The sequence below is a fragment of the Streptomyces sp. NPDC053560 genome, from assembly GCF_044544605.1.
GTDB lineage: Bacteria > Actinomycetota > Actinomycetes > Streptomycetales > Streptomycetaceae > Streptomyces.
In genome coordinates this window covers 783,546-797,473 of sequence record NZ_JBITXI010000001.1, presented here as the reverse complement: position 1 = coordinate 797,473, position 13,928 = coordinate 783,546, and the positions used below count along the sequence as shown (strand labels likewise).

13 protein-coding genes, 1 tRNA gene and 1 riboswitch are annotated in these 13,928 nt (G+C 73.1%); of the genes, 5 read left to right on the top strand and 9 right to left on the bottom strand.

Annotation, left to right across the window (positions count from 1 at the left end; translation table 11 throughout):
- Nucleotides 1-187 precede the first annotated feature (187 nt).
- Nucleotides 188-1,129, bottom strand: a complete 942-nt coding sequence (locus ACIGQF_RS03230; RefSeq protein WP_399704720.1) for a sulfite exporter TauE/SafE family protein — start codon at nt 1,127-1,129, stop codon at nt 188-190.
- 140 nt (nt 1,130-1,269) lie between these two features.
- Nucleotides 1,270-1,728, bottom strand: a complete 459-nt coding sequence (locus ACIGQF_RS03225) for an Rrf2 family transcriptional regulator (RefSeq protein ID WP_361561353.1) — start codon at nt 1,726-1,728, stop codon at nt 1,270-1,272.
- Nucleotides 1,729-1,823: 95 nt separating this feature from the next.
- Between ACIGQF_RS03225 and ACIGQF_RS03220 the strand changes: the two genes are divergently transcribed.
- The 3 genes from ACIGQF_RS03220 to ACIGQF_RS03210 all read left to right on the top strand — a co-directional run bounded on the left by ACIGQF_RS03220 (nt 1,824) and on the right by ACIGQF_RS03210 (nt 5,285).
- Nucleotides 1,824-2,630 carry a methyltransferase domain-containing protein gene (locus ACIGQF_RS03220; RefSeq protein ID WP_399704716.1) on the top strand — a complete coding sequence of 269 codons (807 nt, stop codon included), beginning with the start codon at nt 1,824-1,826 and terminating at the stop codon, nt 2,628-2,630.
- Nucleotides 2,631-2,819: 189 nt separating this feature from the next.
- Complete coding sequence (locus ACIGQF_RS03215) at nt 2,820-4,019, top strand: MFS transporter (protein ID WP_399704714.1); 1,200 nt, start codon at nt 2,820-2,822, stop codon at nt 4,017-4,019.
- 423 nt (nt 4,020-4,442) lie between these two features.
- The gene (locus ACIGQF_RS03210; RefSeq protein WP_399704790.1) at nt 4,443-5,285 is read left to right on the top strand and encodes a SigB/SigF/SigG family RNA polymerase sigma factor; all 843 of its coding nucleotides are present in this window, start codon (nt 4,443-4,445) and stop codon (nt 5,283-5,285) included.
- Nucleotides 5,286-5,495: 210 nt separating this feature from the next.
- On the opposite strand, the gene ACIGQF_RS03205 is transcribed toward ACIGQF_RS03210, so the two are convergent.
- The 6 genes from ACIGQF_RS03205 to ACIGQF_RS03180 form a co-directional block, all read right to left on the bottom strand.
- Nucleotides 5,496-5,569, bottom strand: a tRNA-Met gene (locus tag ACIGQF_RS03205).
- Nucleotides 5,570-5,583: 14 nt separating this feature from the next.
- Entirely contained in the window at nt 5,584-6,579 is a 996-nt protein-coding gene (locus ACIGQF_RS03200) for a GlxA family transcriptional regulator (RefSeq protein ID WP_399704711.1), read from the bottom strand.
- A gap of 58 nt (nt 6,580-6,637) precedes the next feature.
- Nucleotides 6,638-7,519: a DUF72 domain-containing protein gene (locus ACIGQF_RS03195; RefSeq protein WP_399704708.1), complete on the bottom strand. Its 882-nt coding sequence runs from the start codon at nt 7,517-7,519 to the stop codon at nt 6,638-6,640.
- A 50-nt stretch (nt 7,520-7,569) separates the two neighbouring features.
- On the bottom strand, nt 7,570-8,361 hold the full coding sequence (locus ACIGQF_RS03190; protein ID WP_399704706.1) for an ABC transporter ATP-binding protein: 792 nt from the start codon (nt 8,359-8,361) through the stop codon (nt 7,570-7,572).
- Nucleotides 8,358-9,407 carry a FecCD family ABC transporter permease gene (locus tag ACIGQF_RS03185; RefSeq protein ID WP_399704703.1) on the bottom strand — a complete coding sequence of 350 codons (1,050 nt, stop codon included), beginning with the start codon at nt 9,405-9,407 and terminating at the stop codon, nt 8,358-8,360. The genes ACIGQF_RS03190 and ACIGQF_RS03185 overlap by 4 nt, the downstream gene beginning before the upstream one ends.
- Nucleotides 9,404-10,444, bottom strand: a complete 1,041-nt coding sequence (locus ACIGQF_RS03180; RefSeq protein WP_399704700.1) for an ABC transporter substrate-binding protein — start codon at nt 10,442-10,444, stop codon at nt 9,404-9,406. Before ACIGQF_RS03180 ends, ACIGQF_RS03185 begins: the two co-directional genes overlap by 4 nt.
- Nucleotides 10,445-10,508: 64 nt before the next feature.
- Nucleotides 10,509-10,711: riboswitch (cobalamin riboswitch) on the bottom strand.
- A gap of 205 nt (nt 10,712-10,916) precedes the next feature.
- Between ACIGQF_RS03180 and ACIGQF_RS03175 the strand changes: the two genes are divergently transcribed.
- On the top strand, nt 10,917-11,996 hold the full coding sequence (locus ACIGQF_RS03175; protein WP_399704699.1) for a tetratricopeptide repeat protein: 1,080 nt from the start codon (nt 10,917-10,919) through the stop codon (nt 11,994-11,996).
- Here ACIGQF_RS03175 and ACIGQF_RS03170 read toward each other — a convergent pair.
- Nucleotides 11,899-13,332 (bottom strand): lipase maturation factor family protein, encoded by a 1,434-nt coding sequence (locus ACIGQF_RS03170; RefSeq protein ID WP_399704698.1) that lies wholly within the window; start codon nt 13,330-13,332, stop codon nt 11,899-11,901. The two genes, ACIGQF_RS03175 and ACIGQF_RS03170, sit on opposite strands and share 98 nt — an antisense overlap.
- Before the next feature lie 342 nt (nt 13,333-13,674).
- Here ACIGQF_RS03170 and ACIGQF_RS03165 point away from each other — a divergent pair, with 342 nt between their 5' ends.
- Nucleotides 13,675-13,848, top strand: a complete 174-nt coding sequence (locus ACIGQF_RS03165) for a hypothetical protein (RefSeq protein ID WP_181138496.1) — start codon at nt 13,675-13,677, stop codon at nt 13,846-13,848.
- Nucleotides 13,849-13,928 lie beyond the last annotated feature (80 nt).

The following is a 13,928-nucleotide window of genomic DNA, read 5'->3' as shown; positions in this document are numbered from 1 at the left end:
AACAAAGCCGCCCGCCACCACATTCCCCGCCCTGGCCCCAGACCCGGCCGCCTTCTCAAGCCACCCGCTCATCCGCCGCCCCGACCTCAGCCGCGGGGCCCCCCCCCCCCCCCCCCCCCCCCCCCCCCCCCCCCCCCCCCCCCCCGCGGCCCCCCGCGCCCCCCCCCCCCCCCGCCCCCGGCGGCCGTCAGCTGGTGGTGGCCTCGGCGGGCCGGGCGTCCGCCGGCTCCGCCGCGGGCTGCGCCGCGGTCTCCGCCGCCGCCCTGTTCGCGCGGCGGTGCTCCTTGACCGAGTAGGTGACGGCCGCCGCCCACAGGACGTAGACGAAGCCGTAGACCGTCCACTGGGTGGCGTCGCCGGCGCCGAGCCAGTCGCTGCGCAGCAGGGTGCGGATGTTGGTCAGGACGATGAGGCCGCCCACGGCGGAGCCGAGGACGCGCGGCGGTACGTGGCGGACCAGCCAGGCGGCGATCGGCGCGGCGATCAGTCCGCCGGCCAGCAGGGCCACGGCCCAGAGCCAGTTGACGCCCTCGCCGCCGAGGCCGACGAGGAAGCCGAGGCTCGCGGCGACCGCGACCAGGAACTCGCTGGTGTCGATGGAGCCGATGACCTTGCGGGGCTCCAGCCGGCCGCTGGCCAGGATCGCCGGCGTGCCGACCGGGCCCCAGCCACCGCCGCCGGTGGCGTCCAGGAAGCCGGCGACCAGCCCGAGCGGGGACAGGAAACGCTTGCGCAGCGGCTTGTCCAGCTTGTCGGTGGGCAGCCCGGTGACGGTGAACCGGCCCAGTACGTACAGCCCGAGGCCCAGCAGCAGGAGGGCCATCACCGGCTCGGCCAGCTCGGTGGAGAGCGCGGAGAGGAACGTGGCGCCCGCGAAGGCGCCGACGGCCCCGGGGATGCCGACCTTCAGTACGACGCGCCAGTCGACGTTGCCGAAGCGCCAGTGCGCGGCGCCCGAGGCGAGGGTGGTGCCTATCTCGGCGAGATGGACGGTGGCGGAGGCGGCGGCGGGGTTGGTGCCCACGGCGAGCAGCAGTGTGGTGGAGGTGACGCCGTAGGCCATGCCCAGGCTGCCGTCCACCAGTTGGGCACCCAGCCCGGCCAAGGCCAACAGGATCAGCGTACGCACGGCGACCTCACAGATTCCCTAGTTTTCCCACTGGATTGATAGGAATACTCGACGCGCGCATGCCTGATGACAAGTGGGTGTTCAAAGGGCGGACAGGAACCGCTCGTTATGTGATACGTCGCAGGTGAGGGCGGGCCCCGTCAGGGGTTGGTCCAGGCTTCCGGACTCTCCGTCAGCGACAGGACGTCGGCGGGGAGCCGGGCGGCCGCGACATCGGCCAGCGACACCCCGTCCAGGATCTGCCGGACATTGGCACGCAGCGCGACCCACAGCGGCAGCAGCGATTCGGCGGGCCCGGTGTACGACAGCTCCGGCGGCCGGACGCCGCGCACCGACACCAGTGGTCCGTCCACCGCGCGGATGACCTCCGCGATGCTGATGGCCTCGGCGGACCGGGCGAGTCGGTAACCGCCGTTGCCGCCGCGCTGGCTGCGCACCAGCCCGCCGCGGCGCATGTCGTTCAGGATGCCTTCAAGAAACTTGTGCGGGATGTCCTGAGCGGCGGCGATGGCCTCGGCCTTGAGCGGTCCGGCGTCGTTACAGGCGGCGAGCTGCAGCGCGGCCCGTACCGCGTAGTCCGCCCTGGCTGAGATACGCATGCCGGCATTATCCCGCACGGGGGACGGCGCGCCGGGCTGCCCGCGTCCCGCACCGTGGACGGCGCGTCCGGCGGCCCGCGTCCTACGATCACCGTGTGGCACACGCGAATGACGACGGATACCTCTTCGACAATCAGCAGACCGAGGCCGGACAGCGCTTCGCTGCGATGTCCGAGCTCTTCGACCCTGTCACCTTCCGGCATCTGGCGGCCGTGGGCGTGACCGAAGGCTGGCACTGCTGGGAGGCCGGCGCGGGCAGCCCCGGCGTACCGGCCTGGCTGGCCGCGCGCACCGGCCCGGCCGGCCGCGTCCTCGCGACCGACATCGACACCGCCTGGATGCCGGAGGACGCCCCGTTCGAGGTGGTACGGCACGACGTGGCGGCGGAGGAGCCGCCGCCCGGCCCGTTCGACCTGGTGCACGCGCGCCTGGTCCTGGTGCACGTACCGGAGCGCGCGGCCGCCCTCGCGGCAATGGTGCGGGTGCTCCGGCCGGGCGGTGTGCTGGTGCTGGAGGATGCCGACACGGCGCTGCAGCCGCTGAGCTGCCTGGATGAGCGCGGGCCGGCCGAGCGGCTGGCCAACCGGCTGCGGCGGGGCTCCCGCGAACTGCTCGCCCGGCGCGGCGCCGACCTGGCCTTCGGGCGGACCCTGCCGCGCCTGCTGCGCGAGGCCGGCCTCACCGACGTGGCGGCCGACGCCTACTTCCCGGTCACCTCGCCGGTTTGCGATGCGTTGGAGGCCGCGACCGTACGGCAACTCCGCGACCGCCTCGTCGAGGCCGGGCTCGCCACCGAAGCCGAGATCGAGGAGCATCTCGCGAACGTCACGGCGGGACGGCTCGACCTCACCATGGCTCCGCTGATCTCCGCGTGGGGCCGCAAGCCGGGCGGCAGCCGCTGACCGGCGCGGCTCAGGACGGCGTGCTGCCGCCACCCCTTTGTGGCGAGGCGGACGTCGGCGGCGATGAGGTGCGCGCGGGTACGCGCGGGGAGGGCAAGGGTGTGCATGGGCCTCCGTACGTACGCGGAGCGGGCGAAGGGGAGCCCGTGCCCGGTGCGGCGGGGGCGTGACGGGGGAAGGGGAGCCCGGATGGGCTGGGGCGGCGGCCGGTTGCTCCGCGACCGCAACGCGGTGTACTACCTGAGCGGTGTGGTGGTCTCGGGCTTCGGCAGCTCCGCCATGTTCCTGGCGGCCGGGGTGTGGACCAAGTCGCTCACCGGCTCGGACAGCCTGGCGGCGCTCACGGCCTTCTGCGTATGGGCACCCACGCTCTGCGGCCCGCTGATCGGCACCGTGGCCGACCGGGTGCGCCGGCGGCCGCTGCTGATCCGGGTGCACCTCGCCATGGCCCTCGCCCTGCTGCCCCTGCTCGCCGTCCGCTCGGCCGACCGGGTATGGATCCTCTTCGCCGTCCTGCTGCTGTACGGCGTCAGCTCCGTCCTGGCCGACGCGGCGGAGGCCGCCCTCGTGGCCACGGCCGTGCCCCAGGAGCTGCGGGGTGACTTCAACGGCCTGCGCATGACGGCGAACGAAGGCATGAAGCTGCTCGCCCCGCTGCTGGGCGCCGGGCTGTTCGTCCGGTTCGGCGGCCCCGCCGTGGCCCTCCTCGACGCGGCCACCTTCGCCGTCGCCGCGGCGGCCTTCGCGCTGCTGCGCGTCGAAGAACCCGCGACCGGCCCGCCCCCGGGCGAGCGGTGGACCACGCAGGTCGTGCAGGGAGCCGCTGCGCTCCGCCGGCGCCCGCTGCTGTGGCGGCTGGTCCTCGCCGGGGCCGCCACGATGGGCGTGGCCGGGCTCAACGGTGCCGCGGTGTACGCGGTGGTGGACGCGGGCCTGCACCGCGCGCCCGCGTTCGCCGGGGTGCTCTACGCCGTGCAGGGCATCGGCTCCGTGCTCAGCGGACTGTGCGCCGGCGCCCTGCTGCGGCGCACGCCCGACCGGGTCTTCGCGGCAGCGGGCACCCTGCTCTTCGCGCTGGGGGTCGCGCTGCGCGCCCTGCCCTCGGTGCCCGTGGCCCTGGCCGCGAGCGCGATGATCGGCGCGGGCCTGCCCTGCGTCCTGATCGCGGCCATGACCGCCGTCCAGCGTGAGGTCCCGGACGCACTGCTGGGCCGGGCCGCCGCCACCGCCCACACCCTCCTCTTCGCCCCCAACGCACTGACCCTGGCCGTCGGCGCGGGTCTGGTCGCCGTCGTGGACCACCGCGTCCTCCTCCTCGCCGCGGGTGCCGTCGCGGCCCTCGGCTGCTGCCTCCTGACAGTGCGTCGGAGAACTCCGGGGAGCGGCTGACCAGAAGGTCGAAAGCCCAGCTCACAAGCGGTTTGAGCCGGGCAGGGAAGGCCGTCGGGAAAAATTTTCGGCGGGTTGTTTGCCGGGGAAAGCCGGGGGCAGCAGGAGTTACGTGCTTCGGCCCGTAGGCACGCCCCGTGGGAGCAGTGTGACTTCCGCAGGACGCGCCTGCCATGCCGCTCTTCCACGGGTCAAGAAGTGTCCATTTGGAACGAGATGCTGACCCAGGAGCCCGGACCCATGCTCGTGAAGACGCAGAACACAGTGCAGACCGAAGACCGCCGGTTCGCCGCGGAGGTTCCGCAGGCGTGCGAGGTGTCGGACGCCGCGGCGGCATCGGCACCGGAGCGCGGCACGGAGGCCCGCTCCACGCGGCGTCGCGCGGAGCAGTCCCCGAACCGCCCGCCGAACAAGCCCCGCGGCATCAAGCGGCAGCGCCGCGCGGCGAAGCCGGCGGCCCCTGCTGCCACCGGGCGCCGCGGCCGGCACCCGCACGACGACGCCCCCGACACCGCCGAGGACTTCCGGCGTCTGGTGACGCTGGCGGACGGTCCCGAGCGGGAGGAGCTGCGCGGCCGGGTCATCAGCGCCTGGCTGCCGATGGCCGAGCGCCTCGCGCTGCGCTTCCGCAACCGCGGGGAGAACCTGGAGGACCTCCAGCAGGTCGCCGCCATGGGGCTGGTCAAGGCCGTCGACCGTTACGACCCCTCGCACGGCAATGCCTTCGAGAGCTTCGCCGTGCCCACGGTCATCGGCGAGATCAAGCGCCACTTCCGGGACCACATGTGGGGCGTGCACGTCCCGCGCCGGGTCCAGGAGCTGCGCAACCGCGTACGCGCCGCCCGCCAGGAACTCACCAGCAACATCGACGACCACGGCCCCACCCCCGAGCAGATCGCCGAGCACACCGGCATGCCCGTGGAGGACGTTCTGCTCGGCTCCCAGGCCCTGAACAGCTTCAGTCCCCTGTCCCTGGACGCGGAGCTGCAGAACAGCGACGACGGCTGCTCGCTCGCCGACACCCTCGGCACCCCGGAGGCGGGCTTCGACCTGGTCGTGGCCCGGGAAGCGGTCAAGCCGTACCTCTCCAACCTCCCCGAGCGGGAGAAGGAGATCCTCTACCTGCGGTTCTTCCGCGACCTGACGCAGAGCCGGATAGCCGAGCAGCTGGGCCTCTCCCAGATGCACGTCTCCCGGATCATCTCGCGCACCTGCCGCCAGATCGCCGACCGCATCGAGGCCGAACCGGAGCGTGCGGCGGCGTGAACTCCGTACGGCTTCTCACGATCCGGCTCCGGTCCGCCGCGTACCGGCTCCTCGCAGGCCGCGGCGCCCCGCAGCAGCCGGCCCCGGCGGGCCGGGCCCCCGGGCCCCGGCCCGCCGCCCCCGGCGAAGCGGTCTGACGACGTGGTCCGGCGCTGCCGCCGCCCCAAACGCTTCCGGCCCCTCGGCAAGGCCGAGGGGCCGGAAGATGAGTAGCGGGGACAGGATTTGAACCTGCGACCTCTGGGTTATGAGCCCAGCGAGCTACCGAGCTGCTCCACCCCGCGTCGGTGGTTTCACCCTACGCCATGGCACGCCCGTTCACCCAATCCCCGCCGTTCGCCTCCGGCCCGGCGGTTCCGCCGAAGGCGCGGCGGTAGGTGTGCGGGCTGACCCCGGTGGTGCGCTTGAAACGGTCGCGGAAGGCGGTGGGCGAGCCGAAGCCGACCTCGCCGCCGATGCGCTCGACCGGCTGCCGCGTGGTCTCCAGCAGGTGCTGGGCCCGCCGGATGCGGGCACGGTGCAGCCACTGCAGCGGGGTGGTCCCCGTCTGCTCCCGGAAGCGGCGGATGAGCGTACGGGTGCTGACCCCGGCGTGGCCGGCGATGTCGTCCAGCGTCAGCGGGCGGGCGAGGTTGTCCCGGAGCCAGTCCAGTACCGGCTCCAGCACCGACCCCTCCGGTGCGGGCACCCGGTCGTGGACGATGAACTGCGCCTGCCCGCCCTCGCGTTCCAGCGGCATCACCGACAGTCGGGCGGCGTCGGCGGCCACCGCGGAACCATGATCCCGCCGGATCATGTGCAGACACATGTCCAGCCCCGCCGCAGCACCGGCGGAGGTGAGGAACTGCCCGTTGTCGACGTACAGCACGTTCGGGTCGACCTCGATGTCCGGATGCGTGGCGGCCAGCAGGTCGGCGGCGACCCAGTGGGTGGTGGCCCGCAGCCCGTCGAGGAGCCCGGTCGCCGCAAGCGGGAAGGTGCCCGAGCAGACAGAGGCGATCCGGGCACCGCGGTCGGCGGCCTGTCGCAGCGCGGCCCGTACGGCCGGACCGATCGGCGCCGTGACATCGGCGGTACCGGGCACGATGACGGTGTCCGCGCCCGCCAGCCCGTCCAGCCCCCACGGCGCCCGCAAAGTGAACGTCCCCGCGTCCACCTCCGCCTCCTCGGCACAGACCCGCACCCGGTACCCCGGCCGCCCGTCCGCCAGCCGCGCGCGCTGGAAAACCTCGACCGGCGTCGACAGATCGAACGGAACCACCCGAGGCAGTGCGAGCACGGCAACCGTAAGCATGAGGGGAACGTACCTCGCTGTCCCTTGTGCGCAGGCTCCGGGCCGCAGTCCGTGGGCCTCAGTCGCCCCGGCCGGTCAGCAGCTCCCGCATGCGCTCCGCCGCGCGTACCGCCGCGTCCCCGCAGCAGTTGTTGAACAGGACGTGGACGTGCTCGGCGCGCTCCGCCATGTGGCGAATGCGCGGCACCCACTCCGTCAGCTCCGACGTCCCGTACGCGTACCGGAAGCGGTCCTCCTTGCTGCCGCGGCCCCACGAGGCGCTGCGGCCGTGGAAGCGCACCACCGCCGTGCGCGGCGAGGTGACCGGGGCGACCGGTGGTACGGAGCGGGGCAGCGTCCGGTTCATGTCCACGGCCACGGCCGCCATGCCCAGGTCGGTGAGGAGCGCCGTCGTGCGCTCCGCCCGGCCCCCCTGCCACCAGCCCGGATGCCGGAACTCGACGGCCACGGGCCACCCTTGGGTGCGTTCCCGGCAGCGGGTGAGGAACGCCTCCCAGCGGGCGCCGGGCGCGCACCACGGCGGGAACTGGAAGAGGAGCGTGCCGAGGCGGCCGGCTTTCCGCAGTGGTTCCAGGGCCTGCCCGAACCGTGTCCACACCTCGTCCAGCAGTCCCGGGTCGGTGTCGCGTACGTCGCCCGGCCGCGCCGCGGCGGGACGCAGGTCGGGCGGGAGCGACCGCGGTGGCGTCGGGTGCCCGGTCAGCAGCGAGAACGCCTTCACGTCGAAGCGGAAGCCGTCCGGGGTGCGCTCCGCCCACAGCGCGCTGTTCCGGGTGCTGGGCAGTGCGTAGTACGTGGCGTCGACCTCCACGACGGGGAACTGCTCGGCGTAGTGCCGCAGTCGGCCCTCCGGGTCCCGCCGGCCGGGCGGGTACCACCCGCTCCGCACCAGCGCCGGGTCCGTCCACGAACATGTACCGACGGCGATCCCACTCCTCATGGCGGCCGCGTACCCCGTCCCCGCGGACTCAGCTCCGGACGGAGTCGGACTCAGCTCCGGGCGGGCGGCAGGAAGCGTATGTGCGGGCGGCCGTCGGGGCCGGTGGGGGTGACGTCGGCAGCGACGCCGTAGACGTCCGCGATCAGGTCGCGGGTCAGGACCTCCCCGGGCGTGCCGCAGGCCACCACCCGGCCCTCCTTGAGGACGACGAGCTGATCGCAGTACATCGCCGCCAGGTTCAGGTCGTGCAGGGCGACGACGCTGGTGAGGCGGAGTTCGGCGACCAGGTCGAGGAGGTCGAGCTGGTGCCGGATGTCCAAATGGTTGGTGGGCTCGTCCAGCAGCAGCTCGCGCGGCTCCTGGGCGAGGGCGCGGGCTATCTGCGCCCGTTGGCGCTCGCCGCCGGAGAGGGTGTGCCAGTGCCGGTGGGCCTTGCCGTCCAGGCCGGTACGGGGCAGTGCGGTACGGACGGCCGCCTCGTCCGCCGCCGACGCGGGGGCCCACGCGCGGCGGTGCGGCACGCGGCCCAGCCGTACCACGTCGAGGACGGTCAACTCTGTTTGGGTGTCGGCCTGTTGGTCGACCACGGCGACGCGTTGGGCGACCGTACGGCGGCCCGACCGGGTCAGTGGCCGGCCGTCGAGGGTGACGACGCCGGAGTCCGGCGCGGTGACCCCGGAGAGCAGCCGCAGCAGGGTGGACTTGCCCGACCCGTTGGGGCCGAGCAGCCCGTTGAGGGTGCCGGGGCGCGGGGTGAGGCTGACCCCGTCCAGGATCAGGGTGCCGCCGGCGGTGCGGGAGACCCGGTCGGCGCGCAGGCCCTCCGGTGCGGGATCGGTCATCGGGTGCTCCGGGTGCGGTACAGGACGAGGACGAAGGCCGGCACGCCGATCAGCGAGGTGACCACCCCCACCGGGACCTCCTGCGGGTCCAGCACCGTGCGGGCGAGCGTGTCGATCCAGATGAGGAACACCGCCCCGGCCAGCGCGGTGACCGGCAGCAGCCTGCCGTGGCCCGGTCCGGTGAGGGCGCGTGCGGCGTGCGGCAGCACCAGGCCGACGAAGCCGATCGCCCCGGCCGAGCTGACCAGCGCGGCGGTCAGCAGCGCGGTGGTGGACAGCAGGATCCACCGGGTGCGGGTCACGGAGACGCCCAGCGCGGCCGCCGCGTCCTGCCCGAACGCGAACGCGTCGAGGGACCGGGAGTGCCCGAGGCAGATCAGCAGGGCCACCGCCAGTACGGCCAGGCACAGGCAGACGTCCGTCCAGCCGGCGCCACTGAGCGAGCCGAGGAGCCAGAACAGCACGCCGCGTGTGGTCTCCGCGTCGGCCGCGGTCAGCACGATGAAGGAGGTGAGCGCGGAGAACAGCTGCATGGCCGCGACACCGGAGAGCACCACCCGGTCCGTGGATCCGCCGAGTACGTGACTGAGCAGCAGGACCAGTGCGAAGGCGCATACGGCACCCACGAACGCACCGCCGGACAGCGACAGCGCTCCGCCCCCCACACCGAGTACGACGACCAGGACCGCACCGGTCGAGGCGCCGGACGAGACGCCCAGCACGAAGGGGTCGGCGAGCGGGTTGCGCAGCAGCGACTGCATGACCGCGCCGCACACGGCCAGCCCGGCGCCGCACACCGCCGCGAGCAGGGTGCGGGGGAGCCGCAGGTTCCACACGATCCCGTCCCGGATGGGGGTCAGGTCCCCGTGCCCCCAGCCCAGATGCGCCGCCACCGTGGACCAGACGTCACCGACCCCGATGTGCGCCGGGCCGATGGTGATGGCCACGGCGACGGACACGCAGAGCGCCGCGAGCCCGCCCGCCCAGGCCAGGGCCTGCCGCAGCCCGCGTATCGCGGCCGGTGCGGCGGGCCGCGCCGGGGTCACTTGTCGAGCCCGTGGCTGCGCAGCGCCGCCGCGACCTTCTCCACGGCCTCGACAGTGCGGATGGTGGGGTTCATCGACTGGCCGCTGAGCAGCACGTACCGCTTGTGCTTGACCGCGTCCATGTTCTTGGTGACCGGGTTCTCCGAGAGGAACTCGATCTTCTTCGCGGCGGTCTCGGCCGTCTCCGATTTGCGGGTGAGGTCGCCGATCACCAGGACGTCGGGGTTGCGGTCCGCGACGGTCTCCCAGTTGATCTGGGGCCACTCCTCGTGGGTGTCGTCGAAGACGTTCTTCGCGCCGAGCGCCCGGGTGACGGCGCCGGGGGCGCCGCAACAGCCCGCCATGTAGGGCGACTCGGAGTTGGCGAACCAGTACAGCAGCGTGACGTCGTGGGCGTCGATGCCGGCGGTGGCCTTCTTGACCCTGGCCTTCAGGCCGGCGACGAGCCGCTCGCCGCGCTCCTCGACGCCGAAGATCCTGGCCAGGTCGCGGACCTCGCCGTAGACGACGTCCATGGTCACCGGCTTCGTGCGGGAGCCGTCCCCGTCGCCGCCGTTGTCCTTGCCGGTGCAGTCGCTGGGGGAGAGGTAGGTCGGTACGCCCAGCTCGTCGAACTGTCCCCGCGTGGCCACCCCGCCCTTGCCGAGGGTGGAGGCGAACGACGCCGCGACGAAGTCGGGCTCGGTGGCCAGCACCTTCTCGAAGGACGGGCCGTTGTCGGCCAGCCGCTTCACCTTGGAGTTGGCCTTCTCCAGGCCCTTGAGCACCGGGTCGGTCCAGGTGGCGGTGCCCACCATGCGGTCGGCCAGACCGAGGGAGAGCATGATCTCCGTCGTTCCCTGGTTGAGGGAGACGGCGCGTTCTGGCGGGCCGTCGACGCGTACCTTCCGGCCGCAGTTGTCGAGGGAGACGGTCTTGCCGTTGCTCCCGCCCTTGGCGGAGCCCTCCGTCGGCGGGGCGCCACCGCCGCATCCGGCGAGCAGCGCGGTGGCCACCAGGAAAACGGCGGCACGGCGGGCGGGGCGCGGGAGCGGCACGGGGGTTCCTTCGGCGTCGAGGGCTCTTGCGCGAAGCCCGGTCTGCGGTGTTCCCCCGGCACGGCCGGTGCCGGAGGCCGCCAGCAGGTCTTCGGACTCGGGCTCACCCGGACGGAACGCCTTCCCGGACCGCGTACGCCGTCCAGTGGCCGATGCCCCGCCCGTCACCCTCACCGCTGCGCGTCAGTTCCGGATTCGCACCGGATTCCCTGACCCATACACGTGCACATGCACATGCAAGGTACGACTGGCTCCGGCAAGCTACCACAGGACCTTGTAGCCACCGCGGCGACGGCTGCCCCCCTCGCGTCTCCTCCCCCTAGGGGACGCCCCGTACATCTCCAGGGTGATCGGCAGCGCGGCCGTACATCCCGAGAGCGACCGGGATAACCGCAGGTGGAGTGACGTCCCAGGGCTTCCTCGGCACATAGCGTCGGTGCCTGACCGACGCAAGTGACCAGGAGGACCAGCGATGTACGGGAAGGCATTCGCTCCGGAGTATCAAGGGGAGCTGGGGGCGGAGTTGAGTGTCAACTCCTCGTACGAGGACGTGCTCGCCGCCGCGCGGCGGGCACGGGGCGCGGCCGACGGGCCGGGGGACGCCGCACGGGCAGCGCTCGCCGAGGCGGAGGCCGGACGGCGGCTCGGGAGGGTGGCCGAGGCCGAGGCCGCGTGGCGGGCCAGTTACCGGAGCGCGCGCACCGCGGGGGAGCCCGGCAGCATGGCGTGGGCGCTGTGGAGCGGCGGCACGCTCGCCCGCCAGTGCGGGCGGCTCGCGCTCGCGCGCCGGCTGCTCGCGGCGGCCGTCGCGTTCGCCGAACCGAGCGGCGACCGCCTCGCGCACGGGTACGCGCTGGCCGGGCTCGCGGAGACCGGCCGCATACAGGGGGACTACGAGGCCGTCGCGGAGCTGCACGAAGAGCTGCTGGCGCAGGCCAGGGCGCACGGCGAGGCGCGGCACATGGTGTGGGCGATGTCGGGGATCGCGCAGATGCACCGCAACACCGGCGGATACGTGAAGGCCCTCGCGCTGTTCGAGGAGTCGGCGCAGGTCGCCGAGCGGGCCGAGGACTGGCGGGGGCTGGCCTGGTCGCTGCGGGGCGTGGCCGACGTGCGGTCCGTGCTGGGGGAGACCGAGGAGGCGCTGCGGCTGCTCGGCCGGGGCGAGGCCCTCTGCCGGGAGCTGAACCTCGCGGGGGCACTGGCCTACAACCGCAAGATGCGCGGCAACGTGCTGTACCGGGCCGGGCGGTACGAGGAGGCCGCCGTGGTCTACAGCGGCGCGCTGGCGGAGTTCCGGTCGATGTCCGAGCCGCGGGGCACGGCCCTCTCGCGGCTGGGGCTGGTGAAGTCCCGGGCGCACCTGGGACGGCCGTACGACGAGGTGGCCGCCGAACTGGACGACATCGAGCGCGAGGTCACCCGGATCGGGCTGCGGCACGCCCGGGACATGGTCAGGTCCTTCCGCGCAGAGCTGTCGGCGGAAAGAACTGCCGTACCGGCTCCCGGTGCCACCACGCCCCGGTCTCCCGCAGTTCCCGCCAGTTCGTGAAGCGGTAGCGGTAGAAGTGGGCGCGTACGTGGCGGGGCGGCGCGTCCGGGAAGGGGTTCCGGCGCAGCAGCCGCACCGTGTCCCGGTCATTTTCGAGCAGTCGTTCGAGGAAGGGGCCGAACCAGCGGCTCGCGTAGCCCGGCGACAGCGCCGCGAACCACATCAGCCAGTCCAGCCGCAGGTGGTACGGGGCGAACGGGCGCGGCATCCGGCGCACGTCGCCCGGCTTGCCCTTGAAGTCGTACTCCCGCCACTCGGTGGCATCGGTGATCACCTCGTCCGCCGTGCCCTCGATGACCACCTCGTGCCGGACGCGGGTGACGGACCCGAAGGCGCCGTACGAGTTGACCAGGTGCAGCGGCTCGTACGAGGTGTTCATCCGCTGCTGCCGGGAGACCAGGTTGCGGGCCGGGCGGTAGCTGAGCACGAGGACGGCAACGGCAGCCGCGATGACCAGCACCTCGTACCAGAGCGGGGGCGGCGCGAGGCCGGCCGGCGGTCCGGCGAGGCCGCCCAGGCCCACCGCTGAGGCGTCCACGACCGACACGGCGATCACGATCGTCAGCCAGTTCAGCCAGGCGAAGTTGCCCGAGAGCACCAGCCACAGCTGGGTGACGATCACCGTCAGCGCCGCCCAGGTGGCCACCGGCTGCGGGGTGAGGAGGAGCACGGGGGCGAGCAGCTGGGCCACGTGGTTCGCGGCCGTCTCCACCCGGTGCACCGGCTTCGGCAGGTGGTGGAAGAACCAGCTCAGCGGGCCCGGCATCGGCTGCGTCTCATGGTGGTAGTCCAGGCAGGTCAGGTCCCGCCAGCACGGGTCGCCGCGCATCTTGATCAGTCCGGCGCCGAACTCCAGCCGGAACAGCAGCCAGCGCAGCAGCCACAGCACCAGAACGGGCGGCGCGGTGCGCGCGTTGCCCAGGAAGACCGCCAGCGCGCCGGTCTCCAGGAGCATGGTCTCCCAGCCGAAGCCGTACCAGGTCTGGCCCACGTTGACGATCGAGAGGTACATCGCCCACAGCACGGCCCACCACACCATCGACGCCCACAGCGGCACGGCGTCCGCCGCGCCCGCCAGCACGGCCGCCGACAGCAGCGCGCCCGTCCAGGCCCAGCCCGCGAAGAACCGGTCCGAGAAGCGCCAGTGGAACACCGAGGGGGCCTTGCGGAACGGCACCCGGCGCACGAAATCGGGCACCGGCGTCATCCCGCGCTCCCCGATCAGCGCCCTGAACTGCAACGCGGCCGAGACGAAAGCGATCACGTACAGCGCGGCCAGGGCCCGCTGGAAGACCAGCCGGCCCAGCCAGTACTCCGGTGCCGGGAACCACTCCACATGCCTATCCGTAGCATCGGTGCGTGCCCGCTGCCCACCGTGCGGTGCCCGTGTTGCCGACGGGCGGAGTCCGGGGCTCCGCGAGAGGGTTGCCGTCCGCCGCCGACGTGGCTGAAACGGGCCGTACGGGGGCGGTTTCTCCGTCCTGTAACCCTATCGACGGTAATTGCCGCGCGGCGGGGCACTCATGTCGTTAGGCTGAGCGGTGACGGACGTCCTGTCTGGGAGATGCCGACATCCTCGGCCCGTCGCGGGATGCGCCACGAACCATGGCCGAACTCCCGGTTGTGACAAACGGCGCCACCGCGTCAGTACCTCATCCCGTTGGCTAAGGAGTGCGTGGTGGCACCGGAACAGACGATCAGCAAGCAGCCCCGACCGAAGCAGGGCGAGCGCCAGGGGCGCATCAGGGAGGTCCGCAACCTGGAGGTCTGGAGCCGCTGCGCCCCGGTCCACCTGGCCGGCTGCGAGGACGAGTCCGCGACCGAGCAGCACATCTTCCGCGGCATCGACTGACGCACCGGGCCGGCCGGATCACCGGCCGGCCGACGGCACCCCGTTCCGCCGCCGACCGCGCCGGAACGCCGCTGCGGCCG

Coding starts and splice junctions, on each gene's coding strand:
- ACIGQF_RS03195 (WP_399704708.1), bottom strand. CDS start 7,519: ATGAGGAGTGGGATCGCCGTCGGTACATGTTCGTGGACGGACCCGGCG.
- ACIGQF_RS03175 (WP_399704699.1), top strand. CDS start 10,917: ATGTACGGGAAGGCATTCGCTCCGGAGTATCAAGGGGAGCTGGGGGCG.
- ACIGQF_RS03190 (WP_399704706.1), bottom strand. CDS start 8,361: ATGACCGATCCCGCACCGGAGGGCCTGCGCGCCGACCGGGTCTCCCGC.
- ACIGQF_RS03200 (WP_399704711.1), bottom strand. CDS start 6,579: ATGCTTACGGTTGCCGTGCTCGCACTGCCTCGGGTGGTTCCGTTCGAT.
- ACIGQF_RS03225 (WP_361561353.1), bottom strand. CDS start 1,728: ATGCGTATCTCAGCCAGGGCGGACTACGCGGTACGGGCCGCGCTGCAG.
- ACIGQF_RS03215 (WP_399704714.1), top strand. CDS start 2,820: ATGGGCTGGGGCGGCGGCCGGTTGCTCCGCGACCGCAACGCGGTGTAC.